Source organism: Terriglobales bacterium, from assembly GCA_035487355.1.
In the GTDB taxonomy this organism is placed as follows: Bacteria; Acidobacteriota; Terriglobia; order Terriglobales; family Acidobacteriaceae; genus QIAW01.
The window spans coordinates 126,213-145,023 of the sequence record DATHMF010000022.1; the positions used below are offsets into that span (position 1 = coordinate 126,213).

General features: G+C 55.2%; 18 protein-coding genes and 1 pseudogene. 12 read left to right on the forward strand and 7 right to left on the reverse strand.

The window, feature by feature from the left end:
- Positions 1 to 413: 413 nt before the first annotated feature.
- Both VK738_04690 and VK738_04695 read right to left on the reverse strand, forming a co-directional pair.
- Positions 414 to 3,341 carry a hypothetical protein gene (locus VK738_04690; protein HTD21926.1) on the reverse strand — a complete coding sequence of 976 codons (2,928 nt, stop codon included), beginning with the start codon at positions 3,339 to 3,341 and terminating at the stop codon, positions 414 to 416.
- 529 nt (positions 3,342 to 3,870) lie between these two features.
- A pseudogene (locus VK738_04695) lies at positions 3,871 to 4,305 on the reverse strand (DUF6526 family protein).
- 193 nt (positions 4,306 to 4,498) lie between these two features.
- Here VK738_04695 and VK738_04700 point away from each other — a divergent pair.
- Positions 4,499 to 5,512 (forward strand): zinc-binding dehydrogenase, encoded by a 1,014-nt coding sequence (locus VK738_04700; GenBank protein HTD21927.1) that lies wholly within the window; start codon positions 4,499 to 4,501, stop codon positions 5,510 to 5,512.
- Between the two features lie 56 nt (positions 5,513 to 5,568).
- On the opposite strand, the gene VK738_04705 is transcribed toward VK738_04700, so the two are convergent.
- A complete protein-coding gene (locus tag VK738_04705) occupies positions 5,569 to 5,871 on the reverse strand; it encodes a DUF962 domain-containing protein (protein HTD21928.1) in 303 nt (100 codons plus the stop codon).
- A 143-nt stretch (positions 5,872 to 6,014) separates the two neighbouring features.
- Here VK738_04705 and VK738_04710 point away from each other — a divergent pair, with 143 nt between their 5' ends.
- Positions 6,015 to 6,806 carry a helix-turn-helix domain-containing protein gene (locus VK738_04710; GenBank protein ID HTD21929.1) on the forward strand — a complete coding sequence of 264 codons (792 nt, stop codon included), beginning with the start codon at positions 6,015 to 6,017 and terminating at the stop codon, positions 6,804 to 6,806.
- Positions 6,807 to 6,857: 51 nt separating this feature from the next.
- Here VK738_04710 and VK738_04715 read toward each other — a convergent pair whose 3' ends face one another.
- From VK738_04715 to VK738_04730, 4 genes are all read right to left on the reverse strand, one after another.
- Positions 6,858 to 7,316, reverse strand: a complete 459-nt coding sequence (locus VK738_04715) for a zinc ribbon domain-containing protein (GenBank protein HTD21930.1) — start codon at positions 7,314 to 7,316, stop codon at positions 6,858 to 6,860.
- Positions 7,300 to 7,776: a zf-HC2 domain-containing protein gene (locus tag VK738_04720; GenBank protein ID HTD21931.1), complete on the reverse strand. Its 477-nt coding sequence runs from the start codon at positions 7,774 to 7,776 to the stop codon at positions 7,300 to 7,302. Before VK738_04720 ends, VK738_04715 begins: the two co-directional genes overlap by 17 nt.
- Positions 7,773 to 8,324 (reverse strand): sigma-70 family RNA polymerase sigma factor, encoded by a 552-nt coding sequence (locus VK738_04725; GenBank protein ID HTD21932.1) that lies wholly within the window; start codon positions 8,322 to 8,324, stop codon positions 7,773 to 7,775. The genes VK738_04720 and VK738_04725 overlap by 4 nt, the downstream gene beginning before the upstream one ends.
- Before the next feature lie 177 nt (positions 8,325 to 8,501).
- Positions 8,502 to 10,436 (reverse strand): hypothetical protein, encoded by a 1,935-nt coding sequence (locus VK738_04730; protein ID HTD21933.1) that lies wholly within the window; start codon positions 10,434 to 10,436, stop codon positions 8,502 to 8,504.
- Positions 10,437 to 10,488: 52 nt separating this feature from the next.
- Between VK738_04730 and VK738_04735 the strand changes: the two genes are divergently transcribed.
- The 10 genes from VK738_04735 (at position 10,489) to VK738_04780 (ending at position 18,772) form a co-directional block, all read left to right on the forward strand.
- Positions 10,489 to 11,076 carry a sigma-70 family RNA polymerase sigma factor gene (locus VK738_04735; GenBank protein HTD21934.1) on the forward strand — a complete coding sequence of 196 codons (588 nt, stop codon included), beginning with the start codon at positions 10,489 to 10,491 and terminating at the stop codon, positions 11,074 to 11,076.
- Between the two features lie 10 nt (positions 11,077 to 11,086).
- Positions 11,087 to 11,425, forward strand: coding sequence for a hypothetical protein (locus tag VK738_04740; protein HTD21935.1), 339 nt, complete (start codon positions 11,087 to 11,089; stop codon positions 11,423 to 11,425).
- 89 nt (positions 11,426 to 11,514) lie between these two features.
- Positions 11,515 to 12,174 carry a hypothetical protein gene (locus tag VK738_04745; GenBank protein ID HTD21936.1) on the forward strand — a complete coding sequence of 220 codons (660 nt, stop codon included), beginning with the start codon at positions 11,515 to 11,517 and terminating at the stop codon, positions 12,172 to 12,174.
- 114 nt (positions 12,175 to 12,288) lie between these two features.
- On the forward strand, positions 12,289 to 13,491 hold the full coding sequence (locus tag VK738_04750) for a pyridoxal phosphate-dependent aminotransferase (protein ID HTD21937.1): 1,203 nt from the start codon (positions 12,289 to 12,291) through the stop codon (positions 13,489 to 13,491).
- 71 nt (positions 13,492 to 13,562) lie between these two features.
- Complete coding sequence (locus VK738_04755; GenBank protein HTD21938.1) at positions 13,563 to 13,946, forward strand: hypothetical protein; 384 nt, start codon at positions 13,563 to 13,565, stop codon at positions 13,944 to 13,946.
- Positions 13,947 to 13,956: 10 nt separating this feature from the next.
- On the forward strand, positions 13,957 to 15,339 hold the full coding sequence (locus VK738_04760) for a hypothetical protein (GenBank protein ID HTD21939.1): 1,383 nt from the start codon (positions 13,957 to 13,959) through the stop codon (positions 15,337 to 15,339).
- 393 nt (positions 15,340 to 15,732) lie between these two features.
- Positions 15,733 to 15,987, forward strand: coding sequence for a hypothetical protein (locus VK738_04765; GenBank protein ID HTD21940.1), 255 nt, complete (start codon positions 15,733 to 15,735; stop codon positions 15,985 to 15,987).
- 55 nt (positions 15,988 to 16,042) lie between these two features.
- Positions 16,043 to 16,744: an aspartate/glutamate racemase family protein gene (locus VK738_04770; GenBank protein HTD21941.1), complete on the forward strand. Its 702-nt coding sequence runs from the start codon at positions 16,043 to 16,045 to the stop codon at positions 16,742 to 16,744.
- Between the two features lie 93 nt (positions 16,745 to 16,837).
- Positions 16,838 to 17,161, forward strand: coding sequence for a DHCW motif cupin fold protein (locus VK738_04775; GenBank protein HTD21942.1), 324 nt, complete (start codon positions 16,838 to 16,840; stop codon positions 17,159 to 17,161).
- Positions 17,162 to 17,290: 129 nt separating this feature from the next.
- Positions 17,291 to 18,772, forward strand: a complete 1,482-nt coding sequence (locus VK738_04780) for a radical SAM protein (GenBank protein HTD21943.1) — start codon at positions 17,291 to 17,293, stop codon at positions 18,770 to 18,772.
- The last annotated feature ends 39 nt before the right edge of the window (positions 18,773 to 18,811 follow it).

The following is an 18,811-nucleotide window of genomic DNA, read 5'->3' on the forward strand; positions in this document are numbered from 1 at the left end:
ACTTTGGCAAGAACGGCGGAAGCGCCGAATTTTTCGGCCTTTAGTTATTAACCAAATTCTGAATATTAATCGCCAAATAGTTTTTTGAGTGTTTGTGAACTGGGGGATGGAGATTGGGAACTGAATTTATGAAGCCTGAAAAGAGGAAACAACCATTTCATTTTCGCGCCGAGGTGGCCAACTACGACTATCTTTGCTCCCTTACACTCCGAGAGCGCCGCAGTCTCAACTCATGCCTCAACATGTTGCTTGCTGTTCTGCGGGCGCACGGGGTGGAGAGCCTTGGAGAGTTACTGAGGATTTTGAAGGCAGAGAGGGACACAGAGAAAGTTCAGTTGCCAAAAATATGAGCGGACACTGGATCGCTCCGAATGTCCGCTCACCCTAGCATGCAATTACTGCACCGAAATGTTTTACTGCACTGCAAAGTTACACACCTGCAGCGTACCGCTGGAGCTGGAATTCACCCAACTGCCCCAGTGGTCCAGGCTGGTGACAGTGTTCTGTTCGGTGCGGAAGGCGAAGTTGGTGCCCACTGTCTGCTCCGATCCGCCGGCGGGCGTCACGAGCACGGAGTACATATGTGTGGTGACGTTGATTGCCAGACGGAAGTGATAGCTGACTCCGCCAGTAAAGGGAACGGTCGAGTTCACGTAACTGCCGCCGCTGCGCGCCTGGATAATCCCCGAGGTTGCAAAAGCGACAATATTGGCAAAACCGCTGAAGGCGGTCTGCGCTCCCTTTGACAGTCCCACGGCCGAGTTCTGGCCCGAAACCGATGGTGTGGCGTCAAACGTGGCCATAAAAGTTCCGCCGTGCGAGGGGAATGCCGTGCCGTTCCACGTGTTGTTAGCAGTCGCCATGGAACAGGTGCTCACGGCGTTCACCACCAACGGAATGGTCGCGCTGTGGCTCAAGCTACCGCTGGTTCCCGTGATGGTAAGCGTGTAGGTGCCCGGGGCTGTCGAGGCCGACGTGGAAACGCTCAGCATGGAATTGCCTGAACCCGTTACCGACGTTGGGTTGAAGCTGGCGGTAACTCCGGCGGGCAAACTACCATTGCTCAGCGATACGGATCCACTGAAGCCGTTGAGCGCGCCCACGCTCCCCGTGTAGCTGGTTCCGCTGCCCGCCGTAACCGTCTGCGATGATGGCGAAGCAGACAGCAAAAAATCGGGCGGGGGCGGCGTGTTGACCGTCAGAGGTATGGTGATGGAATGCGAGAGCATTCCACAGGCGGTGGTGGCCATGCCGATGATGGTCACGTTGTAACTGCCGGGTGGCGTCGAGCTGCTGGTAGTAAGCGACAACGTAGATGTTCCCGAGCCTGCGATCGAATTGGGAGAGAAGCTTACGCTCGCTCCGCTGGGCAACCCGGTTGCGTTCAGGGAGACGCTGCTGTTGAAGCCATTGAGCGAGGACACCGTTATGGTGTTGCTCGCGCCGCTACCTGGATTAACTGTGTCAGAAGTCGGACTCGCCGACAATGAGAAGTCCGGAAGAGCGGTGACCACCAAGCTCACACTCGCGGTGTGGGTCAAACTGCCGCTCGTGCTTGTGATAGTCAGAGCGTAAGTGCCTGGAGCGGTCGCGCAGCCTGGGGTTACGCTCAGCGTCGACGTTCCGGAACCACCGGTGATGGAGGCCGGACTGAAGCTGGCGGACGCGCCCGTGGGCTGCCCGCTCACGCTCAAGCCAACCGCGTTGTTGAAGCCGTTGCTGGGAGTGACCGTTGCCGTGTAGCCGGCGCTATTGCCGGCGGCCACGGTCTGCGATGCTGGCGCCATCGAAATGGAGAAATTCGGCGGCAGATTCACGACGAGTGGTACCGTCGCCGTGTGCGAAAGGCTGCCGCTGGTTCCCGAAATGGTCAGTGTGTAAGTTCCATTTGGAGTCGAGCTACTGGTAGAAACATTTAGTGTTGAAGAACCAGTACCGCCGCTGATCGAAGTCGGAGTAAGACTGCCGGTCGCTCCCGCGGGCAATCCGGCCACGCTCAGGCTGACCGCGCCGTTAAATCCATTACTCGGAGTCACGGTGGCCGTGTAGGTCGTACTTCCGCCAACGATGACAGTTTGCGATGCGGGAGAGATTGACAGAGAAAAATTCTGGGTTCCCTGTGCTCGCCGATTTTTCACCCACTCAAAACGCGAGAATTGATCAATGCTGCCTGTGGTGCCGCCGGCCGTGAGGTCGGCGCCAATCATGTTGTGATAAGCATCAGGCCGAAACTCCGCCAGCAAAAGATAGCCGCTTCGGATGTAGGTTGTAGGTGCGCCGTGTCCGGTACCGTCTGTCCCGTCAACGCGTCCTGCGTAATGCTGAGGCCCAATGATCATCACATCCACAAACATGTTGGCGAAGGGAGTCATTATGGCGGAGGAGATGCCATACCGGCCCGAAGCGTAAGCCCGAGAGAAGCCGGCACAATCCAGACTGCCGTGATTGGAGTCTTCGCCGCCACTTTGGGAGGGAGAATAACCCCAGTTGTACGCCGTGTTGCCGGCGCTATCCTGATACTTGCTTACCTGACCAAAGAACCAATTCATGCTGGTTTGCACCAATCCGTCGTAACGCGCCACCCGCGCCGGATCGTCGCCCAGGATTTGGTGGGCAACGGCCAGGTTCTGGAAGCCGTAGTTGAACATCATCTGTTGGTTCCAAGGCACCGCATTGCCGGGCTGGTACGGGCCTGCCTTAGAAAAATATTGGCGGTTCTGGTTGGAGAGGTCGAGAAGTGATTTGAGGATGTGCCCATCAATGGCGGCATCGGCCCCCGCGACAAACGTTTTAGCCCGGGCCAGGTAGATGGCGCCGTATCCGTGAGGATCGCCAATCGACACCGTCGTGTTCCAGATGGACGGAGTCTGAAGGATGAGCCGGGCGCAGTTTCCCAGATGGCCAACCGGATCGCCTTGCTCACCGCCTGTTCCGATCGGCGTCGTTGTAGTGTTGTTCGGCCACACGGGGTCAATTCTTCCTGTCCAAATTACGTGCTGGCCAACCGGCGCCGGGGCCAGGTCATTGCGCTCGGAGAGCACGGCGTCACAAAACTTAATCATCTGGTCGAGAATGGCGGTGTCGCCAGTGATTTCATACATCAGGCCCATGGCCTTGGTTTGTTCGCCGCTGTGTCCCTGCGCCCAATTATTGCCGATGTTGTCTGTGGCAGGTGTCAGGGTTTGAATATACGACTTGAAAGAATTAATTTCGTTCTGCGTTACCGGCCCGTCAAAGCTATCTACCGCCATCTGCGCTCCGGCGCAAGGGAGCATGATGGCGCACGCGCATATGAGCACAGTGATTTTGAGACACAAGTTGTTTCGAGATAAGTTGCTCATGGTACGAGGTTCTCCTCATGTGATTTTTTTGTTCTCTTACCCTGCTCCCTGACGAACAAAGCTGCCTGATCGAACAAGATTCACTTTTGCCGCATACCTCTGTGTAACTGACGCATACCAGCCAGAACCTGCCAGTAGACGACTGCGCTCTGATACCAACCACAGCAACAACACTTCCCCATCAAAATTCCTCGATTATTTTCAGCGAACTGAGTCTCTTACAAACTAAACGAAGGCTGGCCCACTCTGCAGACCGCCAAACTTCGCTACGGACCCGACGAGCAGCATCCCACAATGCGACACCCGTCTCGCAATGAAAACAAGCCCGCTTCGGGGCAAAACATATATCAGGCCATTAATATTTTCAATATTGAAAACAACAGTTTTGAATTATGAAATATTTCAAACTATGAAAACTGGGGGCTTCCGTGGATTTTAAGTGGGCGACGAAAAACGCGGGCGCTTGTGGAGCACAACTAGAAGTCGTGCCCCAGATGCATGTCTCCAGCCAGCATCAGTTAAAAGCAGTCTAAATGCGCGAATAGTCGGGACGCCAATTCACGACGGCCTTCTTGATATCGGCGCGACTGAGCTTTTCCTGAAGAGCTCGTTCGACAAGCGAGGGAAGCTCGGCGTCGGAGGCGAAGCGCAGGGCGACTAACTGTGCGCCGGTAAGCTCACCGATGCGGGAGCGCAACGGCTCGGGCAAAACAGACACCAGGCGAATGCGTTCTTCCAGCCGGATGACGCGGTCCTGCACCCGCAACGCATACAAACGAATCTTAAATACGGCCACCAAGGCAGCTAGTGCGATCACGAGCAGCTATCCGCTACCCAATGCGGGAAAGCGCACAAATTGCACGACAGCGACGATCACAGAAATGAGCGCCACGGGAACCATGAAAAAGTGAAATGGCGTATCGTTTCTCTTATGATTGGCAAATGTCTGCGGTTTTTCAGCCATAATTTCTCCTCCACAAATTAATCGAGCAGTAGATGTTTACCCTGAGAGCAGGATTCAGAATCTTGACCGGCGGTTTTCAGCCTTGAGCCCTCAACGCACAGTAACGGTAATTAGTTCTCAGTTGCCAGCAGCCGGTTGCCAGTTCCCGCGAAAAGCATTAGCTTAAACATGCAAATTTAGGTTCAGAGCCAAGATGAGTTCTATTCCTACGACAATGCGCGCGGTGCAGCTACTAGCCTATGACGGCAGGGCGGAGAGCATCGTTGTAGCTCAAATTCCAGTTCCACGTGCAGGACCAGGTGAAGTATTGGTGCGCATGGCGGCGGCGCCGGTGAATCCGTCAGACATCACGTTCACGCGTGGCCTGTATGGCGTGAAAAAATCGTTACCCACCATTGCGGGGTTCGAAGGCAGCGGCACAGTCGTGGAATCGGGAGGCGGGATGATGGCGCGCTTCCTCAAGGGACGGCGCGTCGCATGTCACGCTGCTGACCGGAGCATCACCGGAGGCACATGGGCGGAATATCTGCTCACGCCAGCGCATGCCTGCGTGCCACTACGTAAACAGGTGGACATGGAGCAGGGTGCGACGATGCTGGTCAATCCGTTCACGGCTTGGGCGTTGGTCGAGGAAGCACGGCGCGGGGGACACGGTGCGGTTGTGCAAACTGCGGCAGCAAGCGCAGTAGGCCGCATGATGCTACGGCTGGCGCGGAAGTTCTCTATCCCGGTCATCAACGTGGTGCGGCGCACGGAACAGGTTGAACTGCTGCACTCCATGGGTGCCGAGCACGTTTTGAACAGCAGCGAGGCGGAATTCGACGCGAAGCTGCGCGAGCTTTGCCAGCAACTCAAAGCCAGCTTTGGTCTGGATGCAGTAGCAGGAGAGATGACGGCGCGCGTGCTGCGGGCACAACCGAAAGGGAGCCGGATGCTGGTTTACGGAGCTTTGTCGCTGGCCCCGAGCCAGGTTGACCCGGGATCGCTGATCTTTGAAGGCAAGCGCGTAGAAGGTTTCTGGCTTAGCGGCTGGCTGCGCCATAGAAATATGCTGACCCGGCTGCGAGTGGCGCGTCATGTACAGGAGTTGCTTGCAACCGAGTTGAAGACCGAGTTCCAGGCGCGCTTTCCTTTAGAAGAAGCGGCGCGCGCGTTGCAGCAGTACGCAGCCAATATGACGGCAGGAAAAGTTTTGCTGGTTCCGTAGAAGCAGTGTACTCGGTACCCTGTAGCTTTATCTTTCTAAGCTTGGCTGCGCTGTTTCTACGCTTTGCCGCGCATTTTAGCGACCCACCAACGCACTCCAACAAACAGAAAACGCCAGTCGTGAAAGAACTCAGGCGCTTTGTGCTCGAAGGCGTGTCCGATGAATTGCAGCGCCCATCCGAAGATGAAGAGGGCAGTGGCATAGATCCACAGCGGATGGAAAAAGATGGCGGCCAGGAAAAGTACGAGCGAAATAACAATTGTAGGGATGCCAAAAGTGTGACACGCCCGGTTCACGGGATGCTGATGGCTGCTGGCATACTGGGCGATCCATTGCTCGTTGGTGCGTCCGCCTAACATAACGGAAAGATTATACCGCCTTTTGTATGCAGCTTTGTAGCTTCAAAATTACGGTACAAATTACGACGCCGTGCGCATTGCAGGAATTGTTAAAATGCGACATCCTAGTGCTAGCACTTGAGTAGCGAGATATGAGCATTTAGATGCTGAGCGCAATCGTTGAAGGCACAAATCTGGTTTCGCGCCCGCCCGTGGCTGAGTTGCAACCCTACCTGGGCTGTTTCTGGGCACTGGTGCACGCACCCGGAACCAGTGTGCAAACATTGCCTGACGCTTCGGCCTACCTGGTGATCGAAATGCCGGATGCAGCTCCACCGCGCTGCATAGTGGCCGGTCCGCGATTGAAAACTGTGCGTTCTGCTCCTACGGAACGGAGCAATGTGGTCGGCATCAGGCTGCGTCCGGGCGTGGGCTTTCTGCTGACGGGAGCGCCCGCCGATCAGCTTGTAGGTTACCGCGAACCGCTGGCCAAATTCTTAGGAGCATGCGCGGATGAGCTCGCAGAACAAATTGCAAAAGTGAACTCGACGGAAGCACGCTTCGATCTGCTGGAATCCTTCCTGCTGAAATACCTCGCGGCAAAGCGCATCGATGAACGCGTAACGCTGGCCCTGCGCCTTATTGAGCAGTCTGCGGGAGCGATTCAGGTGGAGCAGCTTGCACGGCGCTGCGGCGTCAGCGCCCGCCAACTCGAACGCCTGCTGCGTACTTGGATTGGAATCTCACCCAAGCGGCTGGCCCGCATTGCGCGCTTTCAGGCCGTACTCGGTCACGCTGGGAAACAACCCGTCAGTCAATGGACGCACGTGGCTGCGGAACAGAATTACGTGGACCAGGCCCACTTGATCCATGAATTTTCTGAATTTGCAGGGGCCAGCCCGACGCGCTTCCCAGCTTTGAATTCAAATAATTCCGTTAAGCCAAACTGCGATTAGAGATTGGCGACAGGCATCCACAAGACATTTGTATCGAATGGACAAAGAGCCTCAGGCAGAGGTGGGTATGTTGGCCGCTTCTCTCTCCCGATTTGGAAAACCCGCCGGTACAATTTTAACGCCGCAGCGTGGGCAGAACGCAGATCGTGAGTCAATCTTTGACTTGCAGTTTGGGCAAGGGGCGCCCAGCGGCGCCCTCATCAGGAAATAGATCACAATGCCCAGCGCATTGGGAACCAGGAAAGCCAGGAAGGTCCAGGCAACGTAGTTCATATCTCTACGCCTGGCATCGCCAAAGACATAGGCCAACAGAAGCATGTAAGCTGCGGGAATCAGTGGCGGCAGGCAAACCAGCAAAATGTAAGCCCACACCGGTATCGCACTATGGATGTCCATAACCTTTTGCCAATTGATTAAAGCAATGGCTGCAGCGACAACAAAATAAGCAATTCCTGCCAGAATCTTGCCCGCGTTGGGGACAACCTGCAATTCATCATGCAAACGAGACATACAGTGTCTTCCTTTCTGCTCCCATCAGCACCCAGGCGGCAACGCCTGCCGTGATGATGGTGAACACGGTGGAAAGAAGCAGCGCTACGGCGATTGACGCGCTTCCTATATTAGAAAAACTAAAATGATTGATTGCGGCCGCAAAGAAAAGGACCGAAACCAGGCAAAATAACCACCCAAACCCAATCGCAACCGAGAGGAAAAAAACACTGACCCGTTTTTCCGATTGAGCAGAGCATGCATCTTTGACTCGCGAAACCGTTTGTTGCGCCAATGAGGCGGAAAACGGCGGCGCAGGCCGCTGGTTGAGAGCGCCTGTAATGAGACGCCAGCGATCAAGCTCGGCGGCGCACTCGGCGCACTCTTGAAGATGCTGGTGGACAAACTTTTCTTCTGCGTCGCTCAGCAGACCGCTTGCCGCCAGCGCCAGCAAATCGCGGACTTTGGAATGTGTATTCATTGAGCTGCTACTCCTCGCGGAGCCAGACGGTCACGCAGTAAGTTGAGCGCCCGGTGGAGCCGCGTCTTAATCGTTGGCAAGGGCTGCTGCAGGACCTCTGCAATTTCGTGGATCTTCATCTCTTCCTCGAACCGCAGGGTCAGCACCTCGCGGTATATCGGCGGAAGCGTTTCCACGATGATTGCGACAGCAACCGCCCGTTCGCTGGAGATCATGGCTGAAAGGGCATCCACGGAGCGGTCATGAAAGTGCTCGTTCGCAGGAGCGTCCTCATCCAAAGGCTCAGGACGACGCACACGCCAATAATCAATGGCCAGATTGTGAGCAATCGAAAACAACCAGGCACTGAATTCACTGTACTCTTTGTAAGTGTCAATTCTTTCAATGACCCGCATCCAGGTCTGCTGAAATAAATCTTCGGCCACGCTGTTGTTGCCGACCATGCGAAGCAGGTAACGAAAAAGCCGGTGCTGATAGAGCGGAATGAGAGAGTCGAGGGCGTTAAGGTCGTGCTTCCTGAGCCGCTCAACTTCATTTTCGACGTTCAATCGCAAGCTCCACAAAATGGTCCTGGCAAAGCTCATATCCGTAATGTATACGGACGAGGGCTGGAAAAGGATTCAATTGATTGGGCAGCGTTTTGGGCAGATGTAATCTGTCTTGGGATGGGTCCGTTATGCAACGTCGGTGGCCAGCTATCTCCCAACTGGAATCCCTAGTCACAGCTACGGTGCAGGTTTGGGTTGGGGAGCCGGCGCCGGAGCGGGAGCAAACATCATCTCATAGCGCAATTCGTCAGTTGCAGAGATGCGCACGACCACGACCTGCTTGCCTGCGATCTTGCCATCTGTGCTGCCGGTCTCTGAGCTACCGGCTTCGGGAACAGCAGGTGAAACGGGTTGGATTGCCACTTTGTCTTCTGGTTTTGTACGGAATGAGATCACAAATGTGCCGTCCCCTGAAGGAAGCTTGAGCTGGCTTTTTTCTACGATGATACCGGCAGGGTTGGCACTCAACAGCGGAAGCACTTCGGTAAATGGGCCAGGATGATGAACAGCAACAATGATGGAATTGGCCTCGAAGCGAATTGTCTTCTCACCCTCCTTGCCAAGTGGATAGTGCACCACGAGATCGCCAGATTTTAGATCACGCGAGCCGGGCGCAGGGGCAACAGTCTGGCCATCCGCTTCGAAGGTGGCGGGCAGATCATCGGCCTCAAAGACGTTAGTACCGGAATGTGTTCCCCAAGTCGCATCGTCATCTCCGGTTTGTGATTGCAGAACAGCGCCGGTCTCCGCGCTCCAAAGCAGACCGAGGCCGTAGCGCTGCTGCTTCAAGAGCCGCTTTCCGGAGTTGAAGACGGCGTAGTAGCTGGGACGCCGCACGTACGTGTAGACCATGGGATTGCGGCTATCCATCAACTGGTGGGTGAAGTTGGTGCGCGCAACGTAGGGCAGAAGGTTGCGCGCCTCATCACGCTGCGCCTGAGTAGGACGACAGTCGAATTGAGCGCGATGCAGAAAGGTATACGGTGACCAACTCCAGAACTCGCCGGTCTGGAGCGAGGCAACCTTGGGCCAATTCTTCACTAGATTACGGCGCGTGGCAGAGATTTCTTGCAGGCGCTCAGCATCGGTCTGAGCAAAGGCGCGCGCAATAGGAATCTGCTCAGCCATGGGCTCGGTCAACTCAGGAAGAAAAGGTTTCTTCTGGCGGGTCTCGATGGCGCGGTTGAGTACCCATCCGGCGCCATCGGGCTCGGGCACTGCGTTCCAGGAGAGCCACTCGAACCAGCGGCGTTCGTGCTCGATGAACTGACCGGCGCGGTCCGTGCCGCGAGTGTAATGGTAAACACTGCGCAGATTGCTCTGGTGGGTATAAGAGTTGTATCCCCAATCGGGACCATTGGCCTCGTAAAAAAATCCGGCAGGGCTTTGAAAGTCGCGCATGCCATCCTGAACGCGAGGCCAGAATAGCTTTTCCAATTCGGGATCAGGGTAGAGGTTGAAAAACTCGAGCGCACCCGCCCAGACATTAGTGAATTGATTGGAGTAGCTTTTGCCGTGCAGGTAGAAATCCGGATCGGTGAGGACAACGCGGATGGCCTTACGGTCAGCTTCAATCACGCGCTGCAACAGAGTGGGATCAATAGGGGGGCCGTCCTTCAGCAAGGTGAGGGTCTGACCCATGAACTTGGTGGCAAAGGCAGTAGCCGGAAGGTTCCATTGCTGCGAACCATATTCGCTGAACTTTCCTTCGGGACTCTGAAGACGACACCAGAAGTCGAGCGCCGCTTCCAATCGCTGGCGCAACGCAGCCGAGCCGTAGTAGGGGTTCCATGGCCTCTTCGCTGTATAAAAATACGCCAGCGAAAGGATGTTCTCCATGATGCGAGCGTTATAAGGGTGGTTATCTTTCGGAGAGCGCCAGACGGAGATGCCAATAAAACCACGGTCAGCCCCAGTGGCCACTACGCTGTCAGCCACCTGGTGGAAATTATTGAGATAAAACGGCAGATCAATCTCAGCATCGGTGAAATCACTAGGATTCAATTTCGATAGGTCAACGGGGGGAAGCGGCGCAAAGGGCTCGTCGGCGGCAAAAATGGCAGGAACGGTCACAACCGCGAGCAAAACCAGCAGGGCAATTTTCATGGTCAAGATTGTAAGCTTTCTTACAATATTCGAGCGGCCCATTCGTCTACACAAGTAGATGAAAGAGACGCTGAGCGTCGAGTGCATGACAGCCGAGCAAGAGCAACGGATCTCGGAAGCGATTGAACGGGAGCAGCCCAGGCTGCGGAATTTTATCCGGAGACGTGTCAGCGACCCGGGCGACGCCGAAGACATTCTGCAAGAGGTTTTCTACGAACTGGTGGAAGCTTACCGGATGATGAAGCCCATCGAGCAGGTCGGCGCATGGCTGTTCCGGGTGGCGCGCAACCGCATCATAGATCTGTTCCGCAAGAAGAAACCGGATGCGTTCATTAGCGACCCGATAGCGGTCGCAGAAGATGGAGAGGCGCTGCGGTTGGAAGACCTGCTGCCCTCCGCTGATGCGGGACCGGAAGCGGCTTACGCCCGAAGCGTACTGGTAGAAGAGCTGGACGATGCTTTGCGCGAACTGCCTGAAGAACAGCGCGAAGTATTCATCGCTCACGAGATCGAGGGCAGAAGCTTCAAAGAGCTTGTTGCCGAGACCGGCTTGAATGTGAATACGCTGCGGGCGCGCAAACGTTATGCGGTGCTGCACTTGCGCGAGCGGCTGCAGACAATCTACGACGAGTTTACGAAAGGATGAAGAAGAGAACATGAGAAAATATTGGCCGTTAAAAATACTGAAAATCCTGATATTTGTAGCATTGGCCGCCACCGTATTCAGTTTTGTGGTCATGAAATTGTGGAACTGGCTGACGCCTGAGCTGTTTGGATGGCACACGATTAACTTCTGGCAGGCACTGGGCATTCTGGTGCTGAGCAAGATCCTGTTCGGCGGGTTCCGAGGCCGTCCTGGCTTTGGCGGGCACTGGCGGCAACGCATAATGGAACGCTGGGAGCAGATGACCCCGGAAGAACGTGAGAAATTCAAAGAAGGTATGCGCGGCCGTTGCGGCCCCTTTGGACCTCCCACGACGGCACCGAAGGCGTGAGTTGTTTCGCGACAGGGCAGTTTCTGACTGATTACGTTTCGATCTGTTAGGCTTTTCCTATGCGTTACTGGCTGGCAGCACTCCTACTCGTGGCAACAACCGTGGCTCAGGCGGTCAAAATTCCGCGACCGCCATCGCACGGAGGCTGCACAGCCGCAATCACTGGAGAGTTCGGGGCCGAGTGGCACGGGTTGAGTGATTCTCACGGCGTGCGGATTGAGGTTGAACGGCGGCTCTACCAGACCAAAGATTCTGACCGGTTTTATATCCACGTAAGGATCGCGAATGACAACAACACACCGGTGTCAGTAGATTTGCGTGATGCTCACCTGACCATCTATCCCAATCAGTGGGAGCTTATGCGAGAACCACGCCGGGGGCCCATTGACGAGCTTCGAACCCTCAAGACAGCTCTGGGTCCTGAGCGCACGCAAAATCTTTTGCAGGCCCATGCGCGGCATGTGCTCTCAGAGATTTCTTCTCACCATGCACTCGATTTCTATCGGGAGTCCTACGCCGACCTCGACGACGCTGGAGGTTTTAACGACGGATGTTATTTGATCGTCAGTCTCGACGGGCAGATGTTTTTTACCGATGGTCATTCGTGCTGGCAAGTGAATATGGATGAGATGAGCTCGATAACAAAGAATGAGATCCTGAATCGGGCCGAGTTCGTGCTTCCGCTGCCGATTATGCTATCGCCATTGCCGGAAACAGCGATTATTTTCCATGCATCGCCAACCTTGTAAAAGATGCAGATAGTCGAGTCGAAATCAAAGTAAGAGTTTCCGAAACGTTATAATGCCCAACATCACGATTTGACAGGTTTCCTAGAGAACTATTTCGCAGGCCGGTTACACTAAGTGAGCAATACTTTCTTTTCCGATGATGCGGTCCCGCTGGGCCTTTTGCGCGAGCGGGCGTATAACCTGCGCTGGGCACAACAGCCGGCGGACGTGATTCCGTTGACGGCGGCCGATCCTGACTTCCCAATCTGCCCGGCAATTCAAGAGGAGCTGGTTCGCTACGTGCGTGACGGAGTGCTGAGTTACACTCCGCCGGAGGGACTGCCCAAATTTCGTGAAGCAGTGGCCGACTGGATGCGTACGAGGCGCCAGATAGATTGCTCACCTGCGGCGGTCTTCGCTACGGACAGCGCTGCTGCGGCAATCGCGGTGGTAGCACGCGCCAGCTTGAAGAGCGGCGATGAGGTGCTGATTCCTGATCCGGTTGATTTTTTATTTCAGCACACCATCGAACGCGCCGGCGGCATTCCGGTACGTGTGGGCGTAAAGCCGGCAACAACCGCAGAAGAGTTTATTGCCGCGTTAGAAGCTCGCCTCACGCCGCGCACGCGGATGTTGTGGCTGTGCAATCCGCATAACCCGCTGGGAGCGGTTTACTCACGCGCATGGCTGCAACCAGTCGCAGAGTGGGCGCTACGGCATGGCCTGCGCATTCTCTCGGATGAAATCTGGTCAGATATTGTGTATCCACCCCATCAGTTCGCCAGCTTGGCTGCGCTCTCGCCTGAGATCGCTCGCAGCACGGTCACCGTCTATGGTTTTTCCAAGAACTTCGCCCTGGCGGGATTGCGAGTAGGCTGCGTTGTATGCACCGATCCGGAGTGGAAGAAAGGGATCGTAGCTGCTTCTGACGCTGAGAGCACTGTTTTCGGCGTCTCGGTTCTGTCACAAGTAGCTGTGATCGCCGCAGTTCGAGATGGCCGGGAGTGGCTCTCAGAGTTCATCAGGCATTTACAGGGGCAGCGCGATTATGCGGTTGAGCGCTTATCGAAATGGCCGGGGGTGACCGTTGATCCGCCCAAGGGAACGTACGTCATTTTTCCTTGCGTCCGAAGTGTCAGCGACGACGCGGAGCGCCTGTGTGAACAGTTGCGTGAACAGGCTCGCGTTGCCCTGGTTCCGGGCGCACCCTGCTGGTTTGGGCCGGGAGCCAGCGGACACGTACGCATCTGCTTTGCTACCTCGCGGCGCATTTTACAGGAGGCCTTCGACCGCCTGGATCCGGTTGTGCTGAAGATAGCTGGCAAGAAACAGAAATAGCCAAAACCTTATTCCCTCCCAACCCCCAACCACTGTATTCTTAATGTGTAACTGAGAATGGTGGTACTCCGATGTTTGAGCTTGTTATTAAAGCCCTCAAGGCCCCAGAGAATCGCCCGGCCTGGATTGTTGCCGCGGCTGCAGATTTCATTCAGATCATTGCCTTTCCGTTTTTTTTGGCTGGCGCTCTTTCACCCGCCGATGACATCCTTGATGTAATTACCGGTGCGATTCTCGTCAAACTCATGGGATGGCACTGGGCCCTCCTGCCCTCGTTCTTCGCAAAACTCGTGCCCGGTCTCGATTTGTTCCCAACCTGGACGGCCGCGGTTCTTTTCATCACCAGCCAGCATGCCAGCTCCGAATCCAGTTCCACCTCCAGCCCCCACCTCGATTCCAGCGAACCAAAGATTCTGCCTCCGAGCCCCAATCAAACTCCCGTACGCCGACCTTAGAGAAGGTCGAATGAGTCTCGGGAAAATGTTTCCGGCTTCCAGGTTCCTTAGAAACGGCCGCCAATCATTGCTTGTGATTTTGCTGAGTGCGACATTGTTTCGGTTGGGAAGCACACCAGCGGCCAAGACTGCTACAACAACGCCTACTTTCTATCGCGACGTATTACCCATCCTGCAGAAGCACTGCCAGATGTGTCACCGCCAGGGCGAGATTGCCCCCATGCCGCTCGTGAGCTACGAGCAAACACGGCGCTGGGCGGATGCGATCCGCGAAGAGGTGAGTGCGAAGAAGATGCCGCCTTGGTTTGCCGATCCTGCATACGGAAGCTTCTCCGACGATCCGTCACTGACACCACCACAGCAGATTGTTACGCTTTCGGTGTGGGCTGATGCCCATGCGCCTGCGGGCGATCCCCACGACGCGCCACCTGCGCTGCACTGGACGCAAGGCTGGAACATTTCTCAGCCCGACGTTGTAGTGCAAATGCCAAAACGGGTCTCCATTCCTGCTCACGGAGACGTGGAATATACGTACGAGATCGTGCCCACCGGCTTCAGCGAAGACAAGTGGATACAAATGTCGGAGGTCAAACCCTCAAGCCGGGAGCATGTGCATCATGCGGTGGTGTATATCCGTCCGCCAGATTCAGAGTGGCTGCGCAGTGCTCCGCTGGGTGTGCCGTTTACGGCGTCAAGTCTGCGAGATGAAAAACTCCGGCGCGAGGCGCACGCGACCACCAGCGACATGCTTCTGGTCTACGCGCCCGGCAGCTCGCCTGACCGTTGGCCTGATGGCATGGCGAAATTTGTTCCGGCGCACTCCGACCTGGTTTTCCAGATGCATTACACAACCAACGGACATGCCGCAACCGACCGGACGAGTGTCGGAATTGTTTTCGCCAGGCAGCCACCCAAACAACGCATATTTACATTGCAACTGGCTAACGATCACGATGCCATCCCTATTCCAGCGGGTGCAGAAAACTACCGCGTGGAAGTGCACGGCACTCTACCCAACGACGCCACACTGCTCAGCTTTTTTCCGCATATGCATCTGCGCGGGAAGCGGTTTGAGTACAACATCATTCATCCGGACCGCAGCGTGGAGACACTGCTGCGCGTGAACTACAACTTCTACTGGCAGTTGAGCTACCGCTTGGCGGAGCCACGCGTGCTCAAGGCAGGCACCGAATTGCAAGCGGTGGCGTGGTATGACAATTCAAGGAACAATCTGCATAACCCGGACCCAGACAGCCCGGTCGAGTGGGGCGACCAAACTTACAACGAAATGATGGTCGGATTCTTCGACGTTGCAGTCCCGGCGAATATAGATAAGTGGCATTTCTTTATTCGTCAGCAAGACCATTTGAGTTCGCAGGAAAACGCGCATTAAATTTAATGTATTCAGCGTTTTATGGGGAACTTCATCAAATTTTCAGTAAAACTTTACAAATTCTTCAACTTTTAAAAGCGGAATACGCATCTTAGAGAGTATGGCCGGAGAGAATTGAGAGGAACTCTTTGAACATGCAATTCAACTTTGCAAGATTCGCAAAAAGAATAGCGGTTGTTGCAACCTTCGGTGCACTCTGTTTCTTTGTTGGTGTGCCGCGCGCACATGCTGATGACCGAGACAGAGATAGGGACAGGGACCGTGCGAAATGCCAGCAACGCGTGGAAAAAGCCGAATGGAAGCTTGATGAGGCGATCCGCAAACACGGCGAATATAGCCATCAAGCGAATGACCGGCGACGCGATCTGAACGAACAACGAGAGCATTGCTGGAATGAATTCCATAGCTATTGGAACGGCCACGACCGTCAATGGCACGATGAACACGACTGGGACCGCGACGATCACGACAGGGACCGTGATCATGACAGGGACCGCGACCATGGTGATCATTTCCGTGATCACGACTATGATCGTGGTTCCCGCTAATCGCGGCAAAGTTGTTTTTGAAACGGGCTGGAATCGTGAGTTCCAGCCCGTTTTTTTATGTAAAAAAGGATCCGAGCTATTCACTCTATGGGCCGCATAGTCATTTCCGCGTGACGGTCTAACCACCAACCTCAAAAACTGATATGTTAGAAATCATGAAGACAATTGGACTCATCGGCGGCATGAGTTGGGAATCTTCGGTAGAGTACTACCGGCTTATCAACCAGGGAATGAAAGCACGGCTGGGCGGGCACAATAATGCCAGGAGCCTCATGGTAACTGTGAATTTCGACGAGATTGCAGTATTGCAACGTGAAGGACGCTGGGAGGAACTGGGCGCTCAAATGGCTCACGCGGCCCGCCAACTGGAAGGCGGCGGGGCCGACTTTATCCTGCTATGTACGAACACGATGCACAAATTGACACCCAATATTGAGAGCGCAGTCAAAATTCCATTTCTCCACATTGCTGATGCGACGGCAAAGGCGATCAAAAGCGCCGGTATGAAAAAAGTGGGCCTGCTGGGGACCCGCTTTACCATGGAAGATGAATTTTATCGGGAGCGGCTTGAGTCCAGGCATGGTATTGGAGCCGTGATCCCCAACCAGGAAGACCGCGCCGTCGTGCATCGAATTATCTATGACGAACTTTGCCACGGCACGGTTCTAGACTCTTCACGCAAAGAGTATCAACGGATTATTGAATGGCTGAAAGCAAATGGCTGTGAGGGTGTCGTACTTGGTTGCACAGAAATCACACTGCTGATCAAACCGGCCGACTCGTCACTTCCGGTTTTTGATACAACTCAGATTCATGCTGCGCAAGCCGTCGAACTGGCGGTTGAGAATGGTGCTTAGTCCTCGGTCGTCAGACGTAGGCGTCGAGAGCGATGACTTGGCTGGTACTGGTTTGTTGCCATAAGCCGTGCCTTTTATACTGAATCCATGAAAATGGACGGATTTCCATTATCAACCACTGATTGGAGCCAGGTCTCTCCTACAAAGCATCCGGGAGAAAGCGGTTTTGCGCTTTGGCGTACCCAGACCGTGGGAGAGATTCGCGTGCGCATGGTGGAATATTCGCCGGGCTATACCGCAGACCACTGGTGCTCCAAAGGCCACATCATCCTTTGCCTGGAAGGCGAGCTCGAAACCAAAACTGCCGATGGCCAGAGCTTCACTTTGAAGCCCGGGTTCAGCTACCAGGTGAGCGACGGAAGTTCACCGCACCGCAGCTCAACCCGGGCCGGCGCAAAACTCTTCATCGTAGATTGAAATTCCTAAAACTTAAGGAGGAATTTTATTACGTTGACTATAAGTACTTTATAACATAAAGTACTTATCATGATTCCTCCTGGCAAACCATTCCAACGACCCCCCAAGAAGCGCTGGATTCCGCGAGAGATGATCATAGGGCCCAAGCTGGAGGCAAGCGCCTCGCGCCTGCCGATACGGCAGCATTACGCTTTGCTGATCAATCCGTTCTACCCCAAGGACCCGCACGCAAGCTTTGGCAAGCACGTACTGACGCCGACCCTGGCGCTGACCAGCTTCGCGGCGGCAACGCCTGAGCATTGGCGGGTGGAATATTGGGACGAAAACCTGCTGGACGGACGTCCACCGTTTGACCCGATGCCGCAGGTGGTGGGCATTACCGTTCACCTCACCTTCGCCCAGCGGGCATACGAACTGGCAGACTGGTACCGCGCACGGGGCGCGAAGGTAATACTCGGAGGGCTTCATGTTCTTTCTTGTCCCGAGGACTGTGCGCCTCACGCCGATGCCTTAGCTTTGGGCGACGGCGTGCAACTCTGGCCGCGAATCCTGTGCGATGTAGAAGCGGACCAACTGCAACCATGCTACATTGCAACGTATGAGAATGATTATTGCGACGATCCCGCGCCACGGCGTTCTATTCTTCCGCGTCATAGCTTCCTGACCACGACCAGCTTGATTGCGACGCGCGGCTGCCATAACCGTTGCGGCTTTTGTTATCTGGCAACCGAAGGGCTGCGCATGCCGTATCGTATGCGGCGCCCGCAGCAGGTGGCGGACGAATTTGCAGCAAACCGGGAACCCTACGCCGTGTTTATTGATAACAACCTGGGCTCGCGCAGGGACTATCTGCACGCTCTGTGCACTGCGCTGCGTCCGTTGAACAAGATATGGAGCGCGGCAGTTTCGATTGATGTTACCGATGATCCCAGCCTCATCCGCAACATGGCATTGGCAGGATGTACCGGTGTTTTTATCGGGTTCGAATCGCTCAGCGACAACAATCTGGCCGAGGCGCACAAAAAGACTCCGAAGACCTCAGACTATGCCCGCCGGGTGCAAATGCTGCACGATTGCGGCATCCAGGTGAACGGCTCGTTCGTGTTGGGCTTTGACCATGACCGTAAAGATGTTTTTGCGCGCACCGCGGAATGGATTGAAGAAAACCGCTTGGAGTGCGCGACTTTTCATATTCTCACTCCGTATCCGGCGACGCCTCTGTTCCGGCAGATGGAAGCCCAGGGACGATTGCTGCACAAGAATTGGACCCTCTACGACACGGGTCACACCGTATTCCAACCCAAGCACATGACTCCAGAAGAATTGGAGCAGGGTTACGGTTGGATTTACGAACGGTTGTTCTCGCACGCCTCCATCTGGCGGCGCCGGCCCAAAGATTGGCGCGCAGCACCTCTGTATCTGGCCATGTCATATCTCTACAAGCGCTCGAACCGTTTCTGGCATCAACTGATCAAGCACGATCTTGTGCATAGCGTGTGGTCGCCGCTGGTGGAGCTGACTCGCTTGCGGCATGTCCGCTTCCGTCAACAACTCGCACGGAGCGAAGCGCCCGTCACGACGTCCGGCCAGGTGGTCTCGGCCGGAGTTTAGAAGTTGATGCTACGAGTGAGTAATTTGCCAGATGGGGGT

Excerpts from the sequence above, each read along its gene's own strand:
- VK738_04690 (HTD21926.1), bottom strand. The coding sequence starts at position 3,341 with ATGAGCAACTTATCTCGAAACAACTTGTGTCTCAAAATCACTGTGCTC.
- VK738_04700 (HTD21927.1), top strand. The coding sequence starts at position 4,499 with ATGAGTTCTATTCCTACGACAATGCGCGCGGTGCAGCTACTAGCCTAT.
- VK738_04705 (HTD21928.1), bottom strand. The coding sequence starts at position 5,871 with ATGTTAGGCGGACGCACCAACGAGCAATGGATCGCCCAGTATGCCAGC.
- VK738_04710 (HTD21929.1), top strand. The coding sequence starts at position 6,015 with ATGCTGAGCGCAATCGTTGAAGGCACAAATCTGGTTTCGCGCCCGCCC.
- VK738_04715 (HTD21930.1), bottom strand. The coding sequence starts at position 7,316 with ATGTCTCGTTTGCATGATGAATTGCAGGTTGTCCCCAACGCGGGCAAG.
- VK738_04720 (HTD21931.1), bottom strand. The coding sequence starts at position 7,776 with ATGAATACACATTCCAAAGTCCGCGATTTGCTGGCGCTGGCGGCAAGC.
- VK738_04735 (HTD21934.1), top strand. The coding sequence starts at position 10,489 with ATGAAAGAGACGCTGAGCGTCGAGTGCATGACAGCCGAGCAAGAGCAA.
- VK738_04740 (HTD21935.1), top strand. The coding sequence starts at position 11,087 with ATGAGAAAATATTGGCCGTTAAAAATACTGAAAATCCTGATATTTGTA.
- VK738_04755 (HTD21938.1), top strand. The coding sequence starts at position 13,563 with ATGTTTGAGCTTGTTATTAAAGCCCTCAAGGCCCCAGAGAATCGCCCG.
- VK738_04760 (HTD21939.1), top strand. The coding sequence starts at position 13,957 with ATGAGTCTCGGGAAAATGTTTCCGGCTTCCAGGTTCCTTAGAAACGGC.
- VK738_04765 (HTD21940.1), top strand. The coding sequence starts at position 15,733 with ATGAATTCCATAGCTATTGGAACGGCCACGACCGTCAATGGCACGATG.
- VK738_04770 (HTD21941.1), top strand. The coding sequence starts at position 16,043 with ATGAAGACAATTGGACTCATCGGCGGCATGAGTTGGGAATCTTCGGTA.
- VK738_04775 (HTD21942.1), top strand. The coding sequence starts at position 16,838 with ATGGACGGATTTCCATTATCAACCACTGATTGGAGCCAGGTCTCTCCT.
- VK738_04780 (HTD21943.1), top strand. The coding sequence starts at position 17,291 with ATGATCATAGGGCCCAAGCTGGAGGCAAGCGCCTCGCGCCTGCCGATA.